The 15,348-nt window shown below is 66.2% G+C and carries 14 protein-coding genes and 2 rRNA genes; 3 read left to right on the top strand and 13 right to left on the bottom strand.

The features are described 5' to 3' along the window. Positions 1–56: 56 nt before the first annotated feature. The 12 genes from rrf to ACOQPP_RS18275 all read right to left on the bottom strand — a co-directional run bounded on the left by rrf (position 57) and on the right by ACOQPP_RS18275 (position 11,112). Positions 57–173 (bottom strand): 5S ribosomal RNA (gene rrf, locus ACOQPP_RS18330). Between the two features lie 77 nt (positions 174–250). After that, positions 251–3,279, bottom strand: a 23S ribosomal RNA gene (locus ACOQPP_RS18325). A gap of 172 nt (positions 3,280–3,451) precedes the next feature. Beyond that, positions 3,452–3,790: a F0F1 ATP synthase subunit epsilon gene (locus ACOQPP_RS18320; RefSeq protein WP_419167340.1), complete on the bottom strand. Its 339-nt coding sequence runs from the start codon at positions 3,788–3,790 to the stop codon at positions 3,452–3,454. A gap of 52 nt (positions 3,791–3,842) precedes the next feature. Then, positions 3,843–5,291: a F0F1 ATP synthase subunit beta gene (atpD, locus tag ACOQPP_RS18315; protein ID WP_419167341.1), complete on the bottom strand. Its 1,449-nt coding sequence runs from the start codon at positions 5,289–5,291 to the stop codon at positions 3,843–3,845. A 53-nt stretch (positions 5,292–5,344) separates the two neighbouring features. Further along, complete coding sequence (gene atpG / locus ACOQPP_RS18310; protein ID WP_419167342.1) at positions 5,345–6,211, bottom strand: ATP synthase F1 subunit gamma; 867 nt, start codon at positions 6,209–6,211, stop codon at positions 5,345–5,347. 18 nt (positions 6,212–6,229) lie between these two features. Beyond that, positions 6,230–7,867, bottom strand: coding sequence for a F0F1 ATP synthase subunit alpha (gene atpA, locus ACOQPP_RS18305; protein WP_420637123.1), 1,638 nt, complete (start codon positions 7,865–7,867; stop codon positions 6,230–6,232). A 50-nt stretch (positions 7,868–7,917) separates the two neighbouring features. Beyond that, on the bottom strand, positions 7,918–8,451 hold the full coding sequence (gene atpH, locus ACOQPP_RS18300) for an ATP synthase F1 subunit delta (protein WP_419167344.1): 534 nt from the start codon (positions 8,449–8,451) through the stop codon (positions 7,918–7,920). A 27-nt stretch (positions 8,452–8,478) separates the two neighbouring features. Further along, positions 8,479–9,030: a F0F1 ATP synthase subunit B gene (gene atpF, locus ACOQPP_RS18295; protein WP_420637122.1), complete on the bottom strand. Its 552-nt coding sequence runs from the start codon at positions 9,028–9,030 to the stop codon at positions 8,479–8,481. Then, positions 9,030–9,293: a F0F1 ATP synthase subunit C gene (locus ACOQPP_RS18290; protein ID WP_419167346.1), complete on the bottom strand. Its 264-nt coding sequence runs from the start codon at positions 9,291–9,293 to the stop codon at positions 9,030–9,032. Before ACOQPP_RS18290 ends, atpF begins: the two co-directional genes overlap by 1 nt. A 99-nt stretch (positions 9,294–9,392) precedes the next feature. Next, the gene (atpB, locus tag ACOQPP_RS18285) at positions 9,393–10,370 is read right to left on the bottom strand and encodes a F0F1 ATP synthase subunit A (protein WP_419167347.1); all 978 of its coding nucleotides are present in this window, start codon (positions 10,368–10,370) and stop codon (positions 9,393–9,395) included. A 20-nt stretch (positions 10,371–10,390) separates the two neighbouring features. Beyond that, positions 10,391–10,804: a hypothetical protein gene (locus tag ACOQPP_RS18280; protein WP_419167348.1), complete on the bottom strand. Its 414-nt coding sequence runs from the start codon at positions 10,802–10,804 to the stop codon at positions 10,391–10,393. Beyond that, a complete protein-coding gene (locus ACOQPP_RS18275) occupies positions 10,801–11,112 on the bottom strand; it encodes an AtpZ/AtpI family protein (protein ID WP_419167349.1) in 312 nt (103 codons plus the stop codon). The genes ACOQPP_RS18280 and ACOQPP_RS18275 overlap by 4 nt, the downstream gene beginning before the upstream one ends. A 232-nt stretch (positions 11,113–11,344) precedes the next feature. Between ACOQPP_RS18275 and ACOQPP_RS18270 the strand changes: the two genes are divergently transcribed. Together ACOQPP_RS18270 and ACOQPP_RS18265 are read left to right on the top strand one after the other, a co-directional pair. Continuing rightward, a complete protein-coding gene (locus tag ACOQPP_RS18270) occupies positions 11,345–12,355 on the top strand; it encodes an AAA family ATPase (RefSeq protein ID WP_419167350.1) in 1,011 nt (336 codons plus the stop codon). A 98-nt stretch (positions 12,356–12,453) separates the two neighbouring features. Continuing rightward, positions 12,454–13,677 (top strand): hemolysin family protein, encoded by a 1,224-nt coding sequence (locus tag ACOQPP_RS18265; protein ID WP_420637121.1) that lies wholly within the window; start codon positions 12,454–12,456, stop codon positions 13,675–13,677. Between the two features lie 36 nt (positions 13,678–13,713). Here ACOQPP_RS18265 and ACOQPP_RS18260 read toward each other — a convergent pair whose 3' ends face one another. Next, on the bottom strand, positions 13,714–14,421 hold the full coding sequence (locus ACOQPP_RS18260; RefSeq protein ID WP_419167352.1) for a prepilin peptidase: 708 nt from the start codon (positions 14,419–14,421) through the stop codon (positions 13,714–13,716). Between the two features lie 136 nt (positions 14,422–14,557). On the opposite strand from ACOQPP_RS18260, the gene ACOQPP_RS18255 reads away from it, so the two are divergent. Next, entirely contained in the window at positions 14,558–15,112 is a 555-nt protein-coding gene (locus ACOQPP_RS18255) for a transporter associated domain-containing protein (protein ID WP_419167353.1), read from the top strand. Positions 15,113–15,348: the final 236 nt, after the last annotated feature.

Genomic DNA, 15,348 nt, shown 5'->3' with positions numbered 1-15,348 from the left:
CGCCCGATGCAAGAAACGCCCCGTATCCACGTGGACACGAGGCGTTTCCGATAAGGCGCCGGCAGCGACCTACTCTCCCAGGGCGTCTCCGCCCAAGTACCATCGGCGCTGAGGGGCTTAACTGCTGGGTTCGGGATGGGACCAGGTGTTTCCCCCTCGCTAAAGCCGCCGGCAATTCTCGAGAACAAGCAGCGAGTGAGTGCCAAACTCTTGAGTGCGCTGAAGCGCTTATAGACCTTGTATAAAGATCAGGATCAAGCCTCACGGACGATTAGTACGGCTCGGCTGAGACGTTCACACGCCTTACACCTGCCGCCTATCAACGCAGTCGTCTCCTGCGGTCCTTCAGGCACCTTTACGGTGCGGGAGATCTCATCTTGAAGTAGGCTTCCCACTTAGATGCTTTCAGCGGTTATCCCTTCGCGACATAGCTACCCTGCGATGCCCCTGGCGGGACAACAGGTACACCAGCGGTCACTCCACTCCGGTCCTCTCGTACTAGGAGCGGCTCTCCTCAAATCTCCAACGCCCACGGCGGATACAGACCGAACTGTCTCACGACGTTCTAAACCCAGCTCGCGTACCGCTTTAACGGGCGAACAGCCCGACCCTTGGGACCTTCTTCGGCCCCAGGATGCGATGAGCCGACATCGAGGTGCCAAACCGCCCCGTCTATGTGAACTATCGGGGGCGATAAGCCTGTTATCCCCGGCGTACCTTTTATCCGTTGAGCGACGGCCTTTCCACACAGAACCGCCGGATCACTAAGGCCTGCTTTCGCATCTGCTCGACCTGTCGGTCTCGCAGTTAAGCTCCCTTATGCCTTTGCACTCTTCGCGCGATTGCCGACCGCGCTGAGGGAACCTTTGCGCGCCTCCGTTACCTTTTGGGAGGCGACCGCCCCAGTCAAACTACCCGCCTGACACTGTTCCCGAACCGGATGAACGGTCCCGGGTTAGAATCCAGACATCGCAAGGGTGGTATTTCACCAATGGCTCCACAGAACCTGGCGGCCCTGCTTCAATGCCTCCCACCTATCCTACACAGACTATGCCCGAACCCAATATCAGGTTGTAGTAAAGGTGCACGGGGTCTTTTTGTCCTGCCGCGGGTACTCGGTATCCTCACCGAGACTCCAATTTCGCCGAGCTCTTGGTTGAGACAGTGCCCAAGTCGTTACGCCATTCGTGCAGGTCGGAACTTACCCGACAAGGAATTTCGCTACCTTAGGACCGTTATAGTTACGGCCGCCGTTTACCGGGGCTTCGTTTGGGAGCTTCGCCGAAGCTGACCCCTCCACTTAACCTTCCGGCACCGGGCAGGCGTCAGTGCCTATACGTCGTCTTGACGACTTTGCAGACACCTATGTTTTTACTAAACAGTCGCTTGGGCCGATTCTCTGCGGCCGGTGTCAGCTCACCCGCGCGAAGCGGGTTCACCTACCGCCGGCTCCCCTTCTCCCTAAGTTACGGGGACATTTTGCCGAGTTCCTTAACCAAGACTCACTCGAGCGCCTGAGGCTACTCGCCTCGCCCACCTGTGTCGGTTTGCGGTACGGTCACACGTACTCCTCGTTCGCGAAGCTTTTCTCGGCAGTTCGATTACGATCCCTTAGCGAAGTCCGAAGACTTCTTCGGCGTCGGATCTCGGCTTAACCAGGCGGATTTGCCTACCCGGAAACGCCTACCTCCTTGCATCGTTCATGTCCTTGGAAACGACGGACCTTTCACCTCTGCGTCCCTCCGCGAACTCAAGCGCAGTATCGTGTGGTACGGGAATGTTGACCCGTTTCCCATCGGCTACGCCTTTCGGCCTCACCTTAGGGGCCGACTAACCCTGAGCTGATTGACATGGCTCAGGAAACCTTGGGCTTACGGCGACAAGGGTTCTCACCTTGTTTCTCGCGTACTCATTCCGGCATTCTCACTTGTCTGCGCTCCACGGGTAGCCTTCCGGCCCCGCTTCACAGCTCAGACAACGCTCCCCTACCCCGCGCGCCATGAGGCGCGCAGCCTTAGCTTCGGTGGCTAGCTTGAGTCCCGACCATTATCGGCGCAGACCCGCTTGACTGGTGAGCTGTTACGCACTCTTTCAAGGATGGCTGCTTCTAAGCCAACCTCCCAGTTGTCTCCGCAAATCCACCACCTTTGTCACTTAGCTAGCACTTGGGGACCTTAGCTGAAGGTCTGGGATCTTTCCCTCTCGCGCACGAACATTATCGCACGTGCACTTCCTCCCTGAGACCAACTGACGGGCATTCGGAGTTTAGTAGGGGTTGGTACCCGGTTTAGGGCCCTAGCCCTTCCAGTGCTCTACCTCCCGCAGTCTACACTCAGAGGCGATACCTAAATATCTTTCGGGGAGAACCAGCTATCTCCAGGTTTGATTGGCCTTTCACCCCTATCCACAGCTCATCCGAGCAGTTTTCAACCCACAACGGTTCGGTCCTCCACGAAGCATTACCCTCGCTTCAACCTGGCCATGGATAGATCACTCTGGTTTCGGGTCTATCCCCAGCAACTTTGTCGCCCAGTTAAGACTCGCTTTCGCTTCGGCTTCGCCGCTGAACGGCTTAACCTTGCTACTGAGGAATAACTCGCCGGATCATAATGCAAAAGGCACGCGGTCACCCGACGTCTCTCACGAAGAAAGCGTCGAGCTCCCACCGCTTGTAGGCACACGGTTTCAGGATCTGTTTCACCCGCCTCCCGGCGTACTTTTCATCTTTCCCTCACGGTACTAGTTCACTATCGGTCACGGACGTGTATTTAGCCTTGGCAGGTGGTCCTGCCGGTTTCAATCGGGATTTCACGTGTCCCGACCTACTCAGGGATGGTTCGGAGATCGCGACGTCGGCTTCGCCTACGGGGCTGTCACCCTCTATGGCTTGGCTTTCCAGACGGATTCGACTCACCGTCGCGCGACGCTCCGAGAGCCGGCAGACTCTCACGAACCACCCTGCAACCCCACGGAAGCAACGGCTGCCGCCTTGGCACCTCCGCGGTTTGGGCTCTTCCCCGTTCGCTCGCCGCTACTAAGGGAATCACGGTTGTTTTCTCTTCCTCGAGGTACTTAGATGTTTCAGTTCCCTCGGTTCGCTTCCCAACGCCTATGTATTCAGCGAAGGGATGACCGGGCATCACCCCGGCCGGGTTTCCCCATTCGGAAATCCGGGGATCAACGCCTGCTTGCAGCTACCCCCGGCTTATCGCAGCTTGCCACGTCCTTCATCGCCAGTCCGTGCCTAGACATCCACCCTGTGCCCTTACTTGCTTGATCCATCTTCATTGACGGCATCAAGCACCTCAGACGCACTCGGCGCCCAGCACTCACTCGCTACCGGATTGTCAAAAAGCACCCCGCGAACACATGGAACGGGCTCGCGGGGAAGATGGGGAGAATAAGGGTCGGGGAGGCGCGCGTCAAGCTCGCGGCGCGCCCCACCCCGAGGTCATTCGGCCTCGGCCGGGTCCACGTGTTCGGCCAGGACGGAGACGGTGTTGTCGAGCACCTGCAGGAAGCCGCGGGCGACGCGGAATCGACGCGGTCCGTCGTCCGTACGCACGCGCAGGAAGCCCTCGCCGAGCAGCACCACCATCGGGGCATGCCCGTACAGGATGCCGATCTCCCCGTCGTGCGCCGGCGCGACGACGGATGTCGCGGCCCCGGAAAAGGCCGCTGCGGACGGAGATATCACCGTCACCCGCAGGCGACGTTCCGTCGACAGGTTCGCGGCCGACGGGATGTCATTCCAGGGCCCGTCGTGGTCCCCGATGCGCGCCGCCGCCATCAGCCGCCTCCCTCGCGCCCCGGCGCGGCGCGGCCGTCCCGGTCGCGCCCGCTCATGCGGCCTCCGCCTCCAGCTTCCGGGCCTGCTCGATCACTTCCTCGATCCCGCCGACCATGTAGAAGGCCTGCTCCGGAAGGTGATCGAACTCGCCCTCGACGACGCGTTCGAACGATTCGATCGTCGTCTCGAGCGGCACGTAGCGGCCGGGGATCCCGGTGAACTGCTCGGCCACGTGGAACGGCTGCGAGAGGAACTTCTGGATTCGCCGCGCGCGGTTCACGATGACCTTGTCCTCCTCGGAGAGTTCGTCCATCCCGAGGATCGCGATGATGTCCTGCAGGTCCTTGTAGCGCTGCAGCGTCCGCTGAACCGCCGTCGCGACCCGGTAGTGGCGCTCGCCCAGGAACTGCTCGCTCAGGATCCGGCTGCTCGAGTCGAGCGGGTCGACGGCGGGGTAGATGCCGAGTTCGGCGATCTGGCGCGAAAGCACCGTCTGCGAATCGAGGTGCGTGAACGCGGCGGCCGGGGCCGGGTCCGTGAGGTCGTCCGCCGGCACGTAGATCGCCTGCACCGAGGTGATCGAGCCCCTCGTCGTCGAGGTGATCCGCTCCTGGAGGTTGCCCATCTCGGTGGCGAGCGTCGGCTGGTAGCCGACCGCGCTCGGCATGCGGCCCAGAAGCGCCGAGACCTCGGACCCCGCCTGGCTGAAGCGGAAGATGTTGTCGATGAAGAGAAGGACGTCGAGGCCCTCCACTTCGCGGAAATACTCCGCCACCGTGAGACCGGTGAGCCCCACGCGCAGACGCGCGCCCGGGGGTTCGTTCATCTGCCCGTAGATGAGCGCCGTCGAATCGATGACGCCCGACTCTTTCATCTCGAGCCACAGGTCGTTGCCTTCGCGCGTGCGCTCGCCCACCCCGCAGAAGACGGACCGGCCGCCGTGCTCCTGGGCGATGTTGTTGATGAGTTCCATGATGATGACGGTCTTCCCGACGCCGGCCCCGCCGAACAGGCCCGTCTTGCCGCCCTTCACGTAGGGGGCGATGAGGTCCACGACCTTGATCCCCGTGATGAAGATCTCGGTCTTCGACTCCAGGTTCTGCAGGGTGGGGGCCTTGCGGTGGATCGGCCAGCGCTCGCTCGCCTCCACCGGCCCCATCTCATCCACCGGCTCGCCGAGGACGTTGAGGATCCGGCCCAGCGCGGCCTCGCCGACGGGGGTCGTGATCGCGTGACCCGTGTCCACGACGTCCATGCCGCGCCTCACCCCGTCGGTCGCGTCCATGGCGACGGCGCGCACCTGATTGCGGCCGATGTGCTGCGCCACCTCGCAGACGAGATCGTGCGCGGTCCCGTCATCGTCTTGCCACGACAGGGAGAGCGCGTTGTAGATCTCCGGCAGATGCCCGGGCTCGAACACGGCGTCGATCGTGGGCCCGATGACCTGCACGACCCGGCCGACGCCTCGTTTCGTCGATCCCTCGGGCGATACTTCAGACATGTGTCAGCCTCATGGCTTTCGGTTCGTGAGGGGCGTCGCCGCCCCCGTGCATGCTATCCATCGAGTGCGTCCGCACCGCCGATGATCTCCGCGATCTGGTTGGTGATCTCGGCCTGGCGGGCGCGGTTGTACGTGCGTCGCAGGTTGTCGAGAAAGTCGTTGGCGTTGTCCGTCGCCGACTTCATCGCCGTACGGCGGGCGGCCTGCTCCGCCGCCGCCGTCTCGAGGAGCGCGCTGTACGTCGAATTCGTGACGTAGAGCGGCAGGAGATGGTCGAGAATCCCGTCCTCCGACGGATCCAGGATGTAGAAGGGCTGCGGCCCGCTGCGCGCCTCTCCGACGCCGACCGGCAGAATCTGCCGGACCCTGGGCGGCGTGCTGACCATGTTTCGGAACTCCGCGAACACGAGCCGGACCGCATCCAGTTCGCCCGACACGAAGCGGGCGGCCAGGTCCTCGATCAGACTCCGCGCATCCTCCGTGGCCGGAGGATCCCCGAGGTCGTTGCGGGCGTGCGCCATTTCGACGCCCCGGAACCGGAAGTAGGAGATCCCCTTGTTCCCGTAGACGTGGAACTCGATGGCGGCCCCGGCTTCCCCCAGCTCCCGAAGCTGCGCCTGCGCGGTTCGGATGAGGTTCGCGTTGAAGGCACCGCACAGTCCCCGATTGCTCGTCACGAGCACGACCGCGGCCCGCGCGATGCGGTCGGGCTGCCGCAGCAGGGGCTGGGACTCCGCCAGATCCGGCGTGGCGAGCCGGGCGATCATGTCCATCAGCTGGGCCGAGTACGGGCGCGCGCGGATCACCCGCCCCTGCGCCTGCGCGAGCTTGGCGGTCGCGACCATCTCCATGGTTCGCGTGATCTTCTTCGTGCTGTCGACGGACTTCATCCGCCGATAGATGTCTCTCGACTTGCTCATGCCCCCGCCCCGGCTGCCCTACGCCGTCACGGCCGCGGCCGGACTCGCCGCGGCTTCCGAACCGTCGGTGCGCGAGGTGCCGTCGTGGGCGAAGGTGTCCGAGTAGAACTCGATCGCCGCGCGGAGCGCGGCTTCGGTCTCGCTCGAGATCTCCCTCTCCTCCCGGATGGCCTCTCCGACCCCCGAATGGCGTGTCCGCATGTACTCGAGGAATCCGACCTCCCAGCCGCGGAGGCTCGACACCTCGAGGTCGTCGAGGAATCCCTGCGTGGCGGCGAAGATCACCATCACCTGCTCCTCGACCGGCATCGGGTCGTACTGCCCCTGCTTGAGGACCTCGACGGTCCGCCGGCCGCGGTCCAGCTGCCGCTGCGTCGCCGCGTCAAGTTCGGTGCCGAACTGTGCGAAGGCCTCGATCTCGCGGAACTGCGCGAGGTCCAGCCGGAGACGTCCGGCGACCTTCTTCATGGCCTTGATCTGCGCGTTCCCTCCTACGCGTGAGACCGAGATCCCCACGTTCACGGCCGGACGGATGCCCGAGTAGAAGAGGTCGGTCTCAAGGAAGATCTGGCCGTCGGTAATCGAGATCACGTTCGTCGGGATGTAGGCCGACACGTCGCCGGCCGCCGTCTGGATGATCGGGAGCGCGGTCAGCGAACCGCCGGGCTTCCTGATGTCCGGATGGCCGGCGATCGCCTCGGGATCGTTGCTGATCTTGGCGGCCCGCTCGAGCAGACGGCTGTGGAGATAGAAGACGTCCCCGGGGTACGCCTCGCGCCCCGGCGGACGGCGCAGGATGAGGGACGCCTCGCGGTACGCGTCGGCCTGCTTGCTGAGGTCGTCGTAGATCACGAGGACCGCCCGGCCTTCCTCGTACATGAAGTACTCGCCGATCGCGCACGCGGCGTAGGGGGCCATGAACTGCATGGGCGCCGGGTCCGAGGCGTTCGCGGCCACCACGACCGTATAGTCGAGCGCGCCTTCCTCGCGCAGCCGCTCGACGATGCCGGCGACCGTCGAACCCTTCTGCCCGATCGCGCAGTAGACGCAGACGACGTCCTGACCCCGCTGGTTGATGATGGCGTCGATCGCCACGGCCGTCTTGCCCGTGCCGCGGTCCCCGATGATCAGCTCGCGCTGCCCGCGCCCGATCGGGATCATCGAGTCGATCGCCTTCAGCCCGGTCTGCAGCGGCTCGTTCACGGGCTGCCGGTAGACGATGCCGGGCGCCTTCCGGTCGACCTTCATGTAGGTCACGGTCTCGATCGGTCCGCGGCCATCGGCGGGCTGGCCCAGCGTGTCCACGACGCGGCCGAGAATGTCCGGGCCCACGGGTACGGAGAGCACGCGGCCCGTGCGGCGCACCGGGTCGCCCTCCTTCAGGGCCAGATAGTCGCCGAGGATCACGGCGCCGATGTTGTCTTCCTCGAGGTTCGAGGCGAGACCGGTCACCGAGACCCCGGTGTGGCGGGACGTGATCTCGAGCATCTCGTTGGCCACGCATGTGGAAAGGCCCCAGATACGGGCCACGCCGTCCTTCACCTCGAGGACCTCGCCCACCTCCTCGACCCGAAGTTCCTCCTCGTAGCGGTCGATCTGCTCGAGCAGGGCCTTCTTGATCTCGCTCGCTCGAAGAGAGCTGTCGAAACCTGTCATATTCTCTTCTCTTCTCTATTCTCCGGTACGAACTTCCCGGTACAGAGGTCTCAGTACAGTTCGCGGCGCATCCGCTCGAGTTGCCTCCGCAGCGAGGCGTCCAGCAACTCGTCGCCGACCCGGATGATCACGCCGCCCAGGATGTTCGGATCCATGTGGAATTCGGGAACGACCTCCCGCTCGAAGCGCCGCTGGAGCGCTGCAACCACCTCGCTCCGGACGCGGTCATCCGCCTCGAACGGCAGCGTCACGCTGGCCCTGACGCGCCCCGCCCTCGCGTCCAGGAGATCGCGGTAGGCGCGAGCGACTCCGGGGAGAGCCCGCTGCCGGTGGCGGTCCAGCACGACCATCAGAAAGCGGACGAAGAGATTCGGCGCCCGGCCGGAAAGAGCCGCCTGGATCGCCTCCTTCTTCTCGAACAGCGACACCGCGGGCACCTCCAGGAAGCGCTGAAACTCCGGGACGTTCGTGTACAGGTCTCCGATCTCCTCGATCAGCCGCCCGTACTCCGCCTCGCTCCCGTCCCGTGCCGCGAGATCGAAGAGAGTCGCCGCATAGTTGCGGGCCACCGCCGACGCGCTCATCGCTCCGCTCGCTCCGTCATCGGACCGCTATACGCCCGACACGAACTCGCGGACGAGCCGCCGGTTCTCCTCGGCGTCCAGCCGGGCCCGGATCAGCCGTTCGCACGCCGCCAGCGCGAGATCCACCGCATCCCGCCGGATCTCCTCGCGCAGCCGGTCCCGCTCGTGTCCGATTTCCCGTCGCGCGTCGTCGAGCATCTGGGCCTGCTGTGCCCGCGCCTCCTCGAGAATCTCCTTCCGGAGGCCGTCGGCGTGCTGGCGGGCATGTTCCAGCATCTCCCGCGCCTCGCCGCGCGCCGCTTCCAGCGCGGCCTCCTGCCTGGCCAGCAACTCCTGGGCCTCATCGCGTGCGGAGAGGGCCTCGTCGATGGCGCCCTGGATCTTCTCGTGCCTCTGCTCGAGCCCTCCGGAGATGAGCGGGAAGACCCACTTCACCAGAACGAGGAGCGTGAGCCCGAACAGGATCCACGTCCACACCACGAGCCCCACATTGAGCGAGAAGATCCCCGTCTCCGACTGGGCGGCCAGCTTCAGTGGCGCCGCAAACCCCGCGATCGCGCCGAGTCCGACCGAACGCATCAGATGCCCCGAATGAAGGCGGCGATCACGAGCCCGAACAGCGCTACACCCTCGATGAACACGGCCAGCACGATCGCGGCCAACTGGATGGTCTGCGCCTCTTCGGGCTGACGGGCCATCGCTTCCGTCATGCGCCCGCCGATGAGGCCGATTCCGACACCGGCCCCGAGTACCGAGAGCCCGCCTCCGACGATGGCCAGACCGATCGCGAGGCCCTGGCCGGTCGACATGGCCTCCTGTAGCAGCGTCAACATGTTCAGCATCGTATTGCTCCGGTTTCCTTTCCCTGTCGGGGGTCCGGACGACGCCCCCGTTCAGTCCGCGCACCTCCGGCGCGGGAGTTTCGCGAGTCGCCTCGCGGATCAGTGTGCGTGGCGGATCAACCCAATGAACACCGACGTCAGCATCGCGAAGATGTACGCCTGCAGAAGCGAGATGAAGATCTCGAGCATCATCACGAACAGCGCGAGGCCCAACGACCCCAGGATCGTCGCGCCGCCGACCGCGAGCCCGAAGACCCCATCCTCGCCCACCATCGGCCCGTACGTCAGGATGAGCCCCATGAAGGCGAGGAGGGCGAAGTGACCCGCCGTCATGTTGGCGAACAGCCGGATCGCGAGCGCCATGATCTTCGAGAACTTCGCGATCAACTCGACCGGGGCCATGATGATCAGCATGAGCGGCTTCAGCGCCGTCGGCAGCCCCGGCGGCAGGAAGAACACCGTCTTCGCGTAGCCCACCGGCCCCAGGGCTACGAAACCCGCCGTCTCGATCACGACGAGCGCGATGATGGCCAGCGCCGCCGTGACCATGATGTTCCCCGTCGCCGTCGCGCCGAAGGGGATGAGACCGAGCAGGTTCGCATACAGGATGAAGAAGAAGAGGGTGATGACGAGCGGGACGAACCTCTCGCCGCCACGGCCGATGTTGGCCATGACGATGTCATCCCTCAGGTAGAGATAGAAGGCCTCGATCCCGTTGAGCAGCCCTCCCGGCGCCTTCTCGCCCTCCTCCAGTCGCCGCGTCGAACGGGCGGCGATGAACATCGTGATGATGGTGAGGACGGTCGCGAACATGAGGAACAGAACATGCTTCGTGATCGAGAGGTCGATCTCGAGGCCGCCGACATGCAGCGGGGGGAACTCCGGGAGATGGATCTCGCCGAAGGGCCCGAACTCCCACACGTTCGAGTCCACGACGTGGTGCATCATGACGTCGGTGCCCCACTCCTCGGGGGCGTGCGCGCCCGCCGCCGCGGCCTCGCCGTGTTCCTGGGCCGCAGCGACCGCCGCGGGGGCATGCTCCTGCACCCAACCCGCCAGCTTCCCGGAGGGGGTCATCGATCTATCGAGTACCGGGTTCATCCGGTCTTTCGTTCCGTGTCGAGTTCGTCCGTCCGGCCCCCCGCCTCACCGGCTCGCCTGAGCCCGCGCGTGAGTCGAATGGCCTCGCCCCACAACAGCACCAACACCGCGATCGCGTAAGCGATCGGCAGGTCGGGGGTGGCCGCCGCGGACCATGCCAGCCCCGCCGTCACGATCAGCCCTCCCGCGCGGAGGGCGATCCCGCCCAGCCAGGGCTTCGTTGCCTTCCGTCCGGCGACCAGCGCCCGGTCCAGCGGTCCCATCGCCGCGACCTGGATCACCCAGGCCGTGGCGATACCCCACGCGCGATCGCCCCCGCCGGCCAGGGCCGCGGCCACCGCGGCCAGCCCCAGCGTGACCAGCGCGTACATCAGCCGGCCGCGCGACGGCCCGCCTCGGCGGCCGCTCAAGCGCCTGAGTCCGTCTCGTCGGCCTCATCGGCCACCGACGCCGCGCGCCGGGCCGCCAGCCGGCCGAACAGGCTGTAGCAACTCCCCGCGAACCCCGAGAACACGCCGAGGAGCACGAAGAGGGGTGCGGTCCCGAGACGGCCATCCAGCCAGTTGCCGCCGACGGCGAGGAGCGCGATCGCCAGGCCCATGGCGATGCCGAGGCTCGCGAACTCGCTGCCCGCCGCCTTCGCGTACAGGCGTGCGGCGCCCTCCTCGGGTTCTTCAGGTTCCGGCCGGTTCGCCGACCCGCGATACGGCTGTCGCATGGGGTGACATCTCCATCGCCCGCGCCGCGCCGCCACCGCTTGTGAAAAATTTCGCGAGCGCAATCTGTCCGCTTGTGAAAAATTTCGCAATGCCGGTTTCGCTTGACGCTGGGCAGAGAAAGCCTACGTTGCTGCGACCATATTGAGGGTTCCTCGCCCACCCCGAAACGGCCTCGCCGGCAGGGGCCGCCGGCGACCCTTCCCGTCCACTCGCGCCCTGGAGCCGAACGAGTTGGAAGCCGGTCGCAGAGTCGAGACAGATGACGTTCGGCTTCTCCGGGAACTGGGTGACGCACGCCTGAAGCTCGAGGGGGAAGTCGGAAAGCGGATCATCGGCCAGCGGGAGGTCGTCGAGAAGCTCCTCATCACGCTTCTGGCCGACGGGCACGCCCTTCTCGTGGGCGTCCCCGGACTCGCCAAGACTCTCCTCGTCTCCACCCTCGCGGAGGCCCTCCACCTGGAGTTCAGCCGCATCCAGTTCACGCCCGACCTGATGCCCTCCGACATCACCGGGACGGAGGTCCTTCAGGATGACCAGCGCACCGGCCAGCGCCATTTCGCCTTTGTCCGGGGGCCGATCTTCGCCGACGTGATTCTGGCGGACGAGATCAACCGCACGCCGCCCAAGACCCAGGCCGCGCTTCTGCAGGCGATGCAGGAGGGCGAGGTCACGGTCGGGAGCGAGACCTTTCCCCTCGGCCGGCCGTTCTTCGTGCTCGCGACGCAGAATCCGATCGAGCAGGAGGGCACGTACCCGCTGCCGGAAGCGCAACTCGACCGCTTCATGTTCGAGCTACGGATCGGCTACCCGACGGCCGAGGAGGAGTCGGTCATCGCGGACATGGGGTCGAGCGGAGCGCCGGCGAGCGTGAACCCGGTCGTGAACGCGGGCCAGCTCCTCGACTATCAGGCGCTGGTGCAGCGGGTACCTGCCTCGCCATCCGTCGTCGACTACGCGGTACGTCTGGCGCGAGCCACCCGGCCGCGGGAGGAATCGTCCCCGGATTTCGTGCGCAGAATGGTCAGCTGGGGCGCGGGGCCGCGGGCCTCCCAGCACACCGTGCTCGCCGCGAAGGCCCGCGCGGTACTCGATGGCCGGCCGGTACCGAATCTCGACGACGTGAGGGCCGTGGCGCCCGCCGTCCTCAGGCATCGGGTCGTGCCGGGCTTCGAGGCCGAGGCCGAGGGGCGGACCGCGGACGACATCGTCGCGGAGTTGATCGAGCACAGCCGCAGCTGGTAGAACTTGGACGAAACCGACAGTACGGGCGCCTCACCGCCGGGTCGTGAACAGGCGGCGCAACGCGGGATCCCGCCGCGAGCCGCCGGGGTACGACACCGGTGATCGGCACCCTCGCGCTCCTCGCGCTCCTCCTCGTGCTGTCGGGCTTCTTCTCCGGCACCGAGATCGCGCTCTTTTCGCTCGGTGAAACGAGGGTCCGGGCGCTCGCGCAGGAGCGGCGCCCCGGGTCGCGCTCGCTCGAGAAGCTGAAACAGCACCCCGAGCGGCTCCTCATCACGATCCTGATCGGGAACAACGTCGCCAACATCGGCGCCGCCGCCGTCGCCACCTACACCGCGACCGAGCTGTTCGGCTCCGCCGGGGTGGGTCTCGCCACGGGCGTGATGACGCTTCTCGTCCTCATCTTCGGGGAGATCACGCCGAAGAGCTTCGCGGCGCGCAACGCGGAACGCCTGTCCCTCCTCGCCGCTCCCTTCATCGGGGGGCTCGGCCGTTTCCTCCTGCCGGTGGTGCTACCCCTGGAATGGCTCGTCGGGCGGGTGCTTCCCGAGGCCGAGTCGGCCACGCACGTGAGCGAGTGGGAGATCCGCGCCATGGCGCGCCTCGGCCAGCAGGCGGGCGACATCGAGGCGCACGAGCGCCAGTTCATCGACCGGGTGTTCACCCTGGACCGGCTGCGTGCGAGGGAGATCATGACCCCGCGGGTCGACATCCTCGCGTGGGAGGACTCGCGCCGCCTCGGCGACATCGAGGACGAACTGTCCGACCTCCGCTTCAGCCGGATCCCCGTGTACGGCGACTCGCTGGATGACGTCACGGGCGTGCTGTACCGGACCGAGGCGTACCGGGCGCTCCTCGACGGGCAGCGGGATGTCCCGCTCTCGAAGCTCGCCCGGGAACCCTACTTCGTGCCCGAGACGATCACCCTGATCGAACTTTTGGAGCAGTTCCGGGCGCGCCGGGTGCACATGGCGCTGGTCGTCGACGAACACGGCGGGCTCGACGGACTCGTGACGATGGAGGACATCCTGGAGGAAGTCGTCGGCGACATCGAGGACGAGACGGACGAGCCGGGGGAGTCGATCGTCGCGCTCGGCCGGAACGAAATCCTCGCGGACGGGGCGACGGAACTTCGGGAGATCAACCACTTTTTCGGAACTTCGTTCCCGGTGCTCGAGCACCGCTCCCTCAACGGGTTTCTGCTCGGTGAACTCGGACGGGTTCCGGAAGCGGGCGAGGTCCTGGATCACGGCGACGTGCGGATCCATGTGGTCGAGACCACCGACACGCAGGTGACCCGCGCACGCATCCGCCGGCGCTAGCCGCCCGGATCGGCGGGCGCGGCCAGCCGCTCCCCGTCACCCGCTCGCGGACGTGGCGAGGCGCAGATAGGCGTCGATCAGCGCATCGCCGAACAGGAACGAGACGGCGGCGCCGAGAGCGAGGAACGTCCCGAACGGAACCGGCTTCCCGGTCCGGAGCGAGACCGGCCCGAAGACGACGGAGCCGGCCAGCGCACCCAGGAAGATGGTGAGGAGGACGCCGGCCGGGCCCAGGAAGGCCCCGACCATCGCGATCAGCTTCACGTCGCCTCCGCCGAGGGCGGGTTTTCCGAGAACCTTCTCGCCGAGGCGTCCCACGACGAACAGGAGCCCGAAGCCGAATGCCGCGCCGCCGGCCGCGGCGAGCGGCGTCGTGAGGCCCGGCAGGAGCGACGCGGCGAGCCCCGACGCGAGCCCGCCGAGGGAGAGCGGATCGGGGATCACGTAGTGCAAGGCGTCGGTGACCGCGATCCCGAGCAGCAGCGTGAACAGGACCGCGCCGCCGAGGGCGGCGGCCGACGCCCCGTACTGCCACGCCATGCCGACCCAGATGCCCAGCGTGGCGAGTTCGACCGCCGGGTAGCGCCAGGAGATCCGGGCCGCACAGTCGCGGCACCTCGCGCGCAGGAGCACCCAGGAGACGACGGGGATGTTGTCGAACCAGCGGACCGTCGCGCCGCAGGCCGGGCAGCGGCTGCGCGGGCGGACCACGCTCTCGCCGGCGGGCATGCGGGAGATGCACACGTTGAGAACGGCAGTTCATCGACCGGGTGTTCACTCTCGACCGTCTGCGTGCCCGGGAGATCATGACGCCCCGCGTCGACATCCTGGCTGGGAGGATTCGCGCAGGCTCGGAGACATCGCGGAGGCACTGGCGGACGTGCGCTTCAGCCGGATCCCGGTGTACGGCGAGTCGCTCGATGACGTGACCGGCGTGCTGTACCGCACCGAGGCGTACCAAGCGCTTCTCGGCGGCCGGCGGAACCTGACGCTCTCCAGCTTCGCCCGCGAACCCTACTTCGTGCCGGACACGATCATTCTCATCGAACTGCTCGAGCAGTTCCGCGCGCGGCGCGTGCACATGGGGCTCGTGGTGGATGAACACGGCGGGCTCGACGGGCTCGTGACGCTCGAGGACATCCTCGAGGAGCTGGTCGGCGACATTGTCGACGAAACGGATGTACCGCCGGAGCCCATCATCCAGCTGCGGCGGGACGAGATCGCGGTGGATGGCGGCGCCGAACTGCGGGAGATCAACGACTTTTTCGACACGTCGTTCCCCGTGGCCGAGCACCGGTCGCTGAACGGCTTCCTTCTGGGCGAGCTGGGCCGGGTGCCCGAGGCGGGAGAGGTGGTCGAGCACGGCGATGTGCGGATCCAGGTCGTGGCGAGCACCGACACGCAGGTGACGCGAGCCCGGATCCGCCGCGATTAGCGCGGCATCCGTCCGGCGGATCCCGGCCCACCTGGTCTTCTCATCGATCCCGCTCCGGTCGTCCCCTGTCCGTTCCCTTGTTTGAGGGGGGCCTGTCGCAGCATCTTCGGGCGTGAGTCCCGGGCGTGAGTCCCGGGCGTGAGTCCCGGGCGTGAGTCCCGGGCGTGAGTCCCGGGCGTGAGTCCCGGGCGTGAGTCCCGGGCGTGAGTCCCGGGCGTGAGTCCCGGGCGTGAGTC

The organism is Candidatus Palauibacter sp. (assembly GCF_965222475.1).
Classification (GTDB): domain Bacteria; phylum Gemmatimonadota; class Gemmatimonadetes; order Palauibacterales; family Palauibacteraceae; genus Palauibacter.
This window is presented reverse-complemented; position numbering and strand designations above follow the sequence as displayed.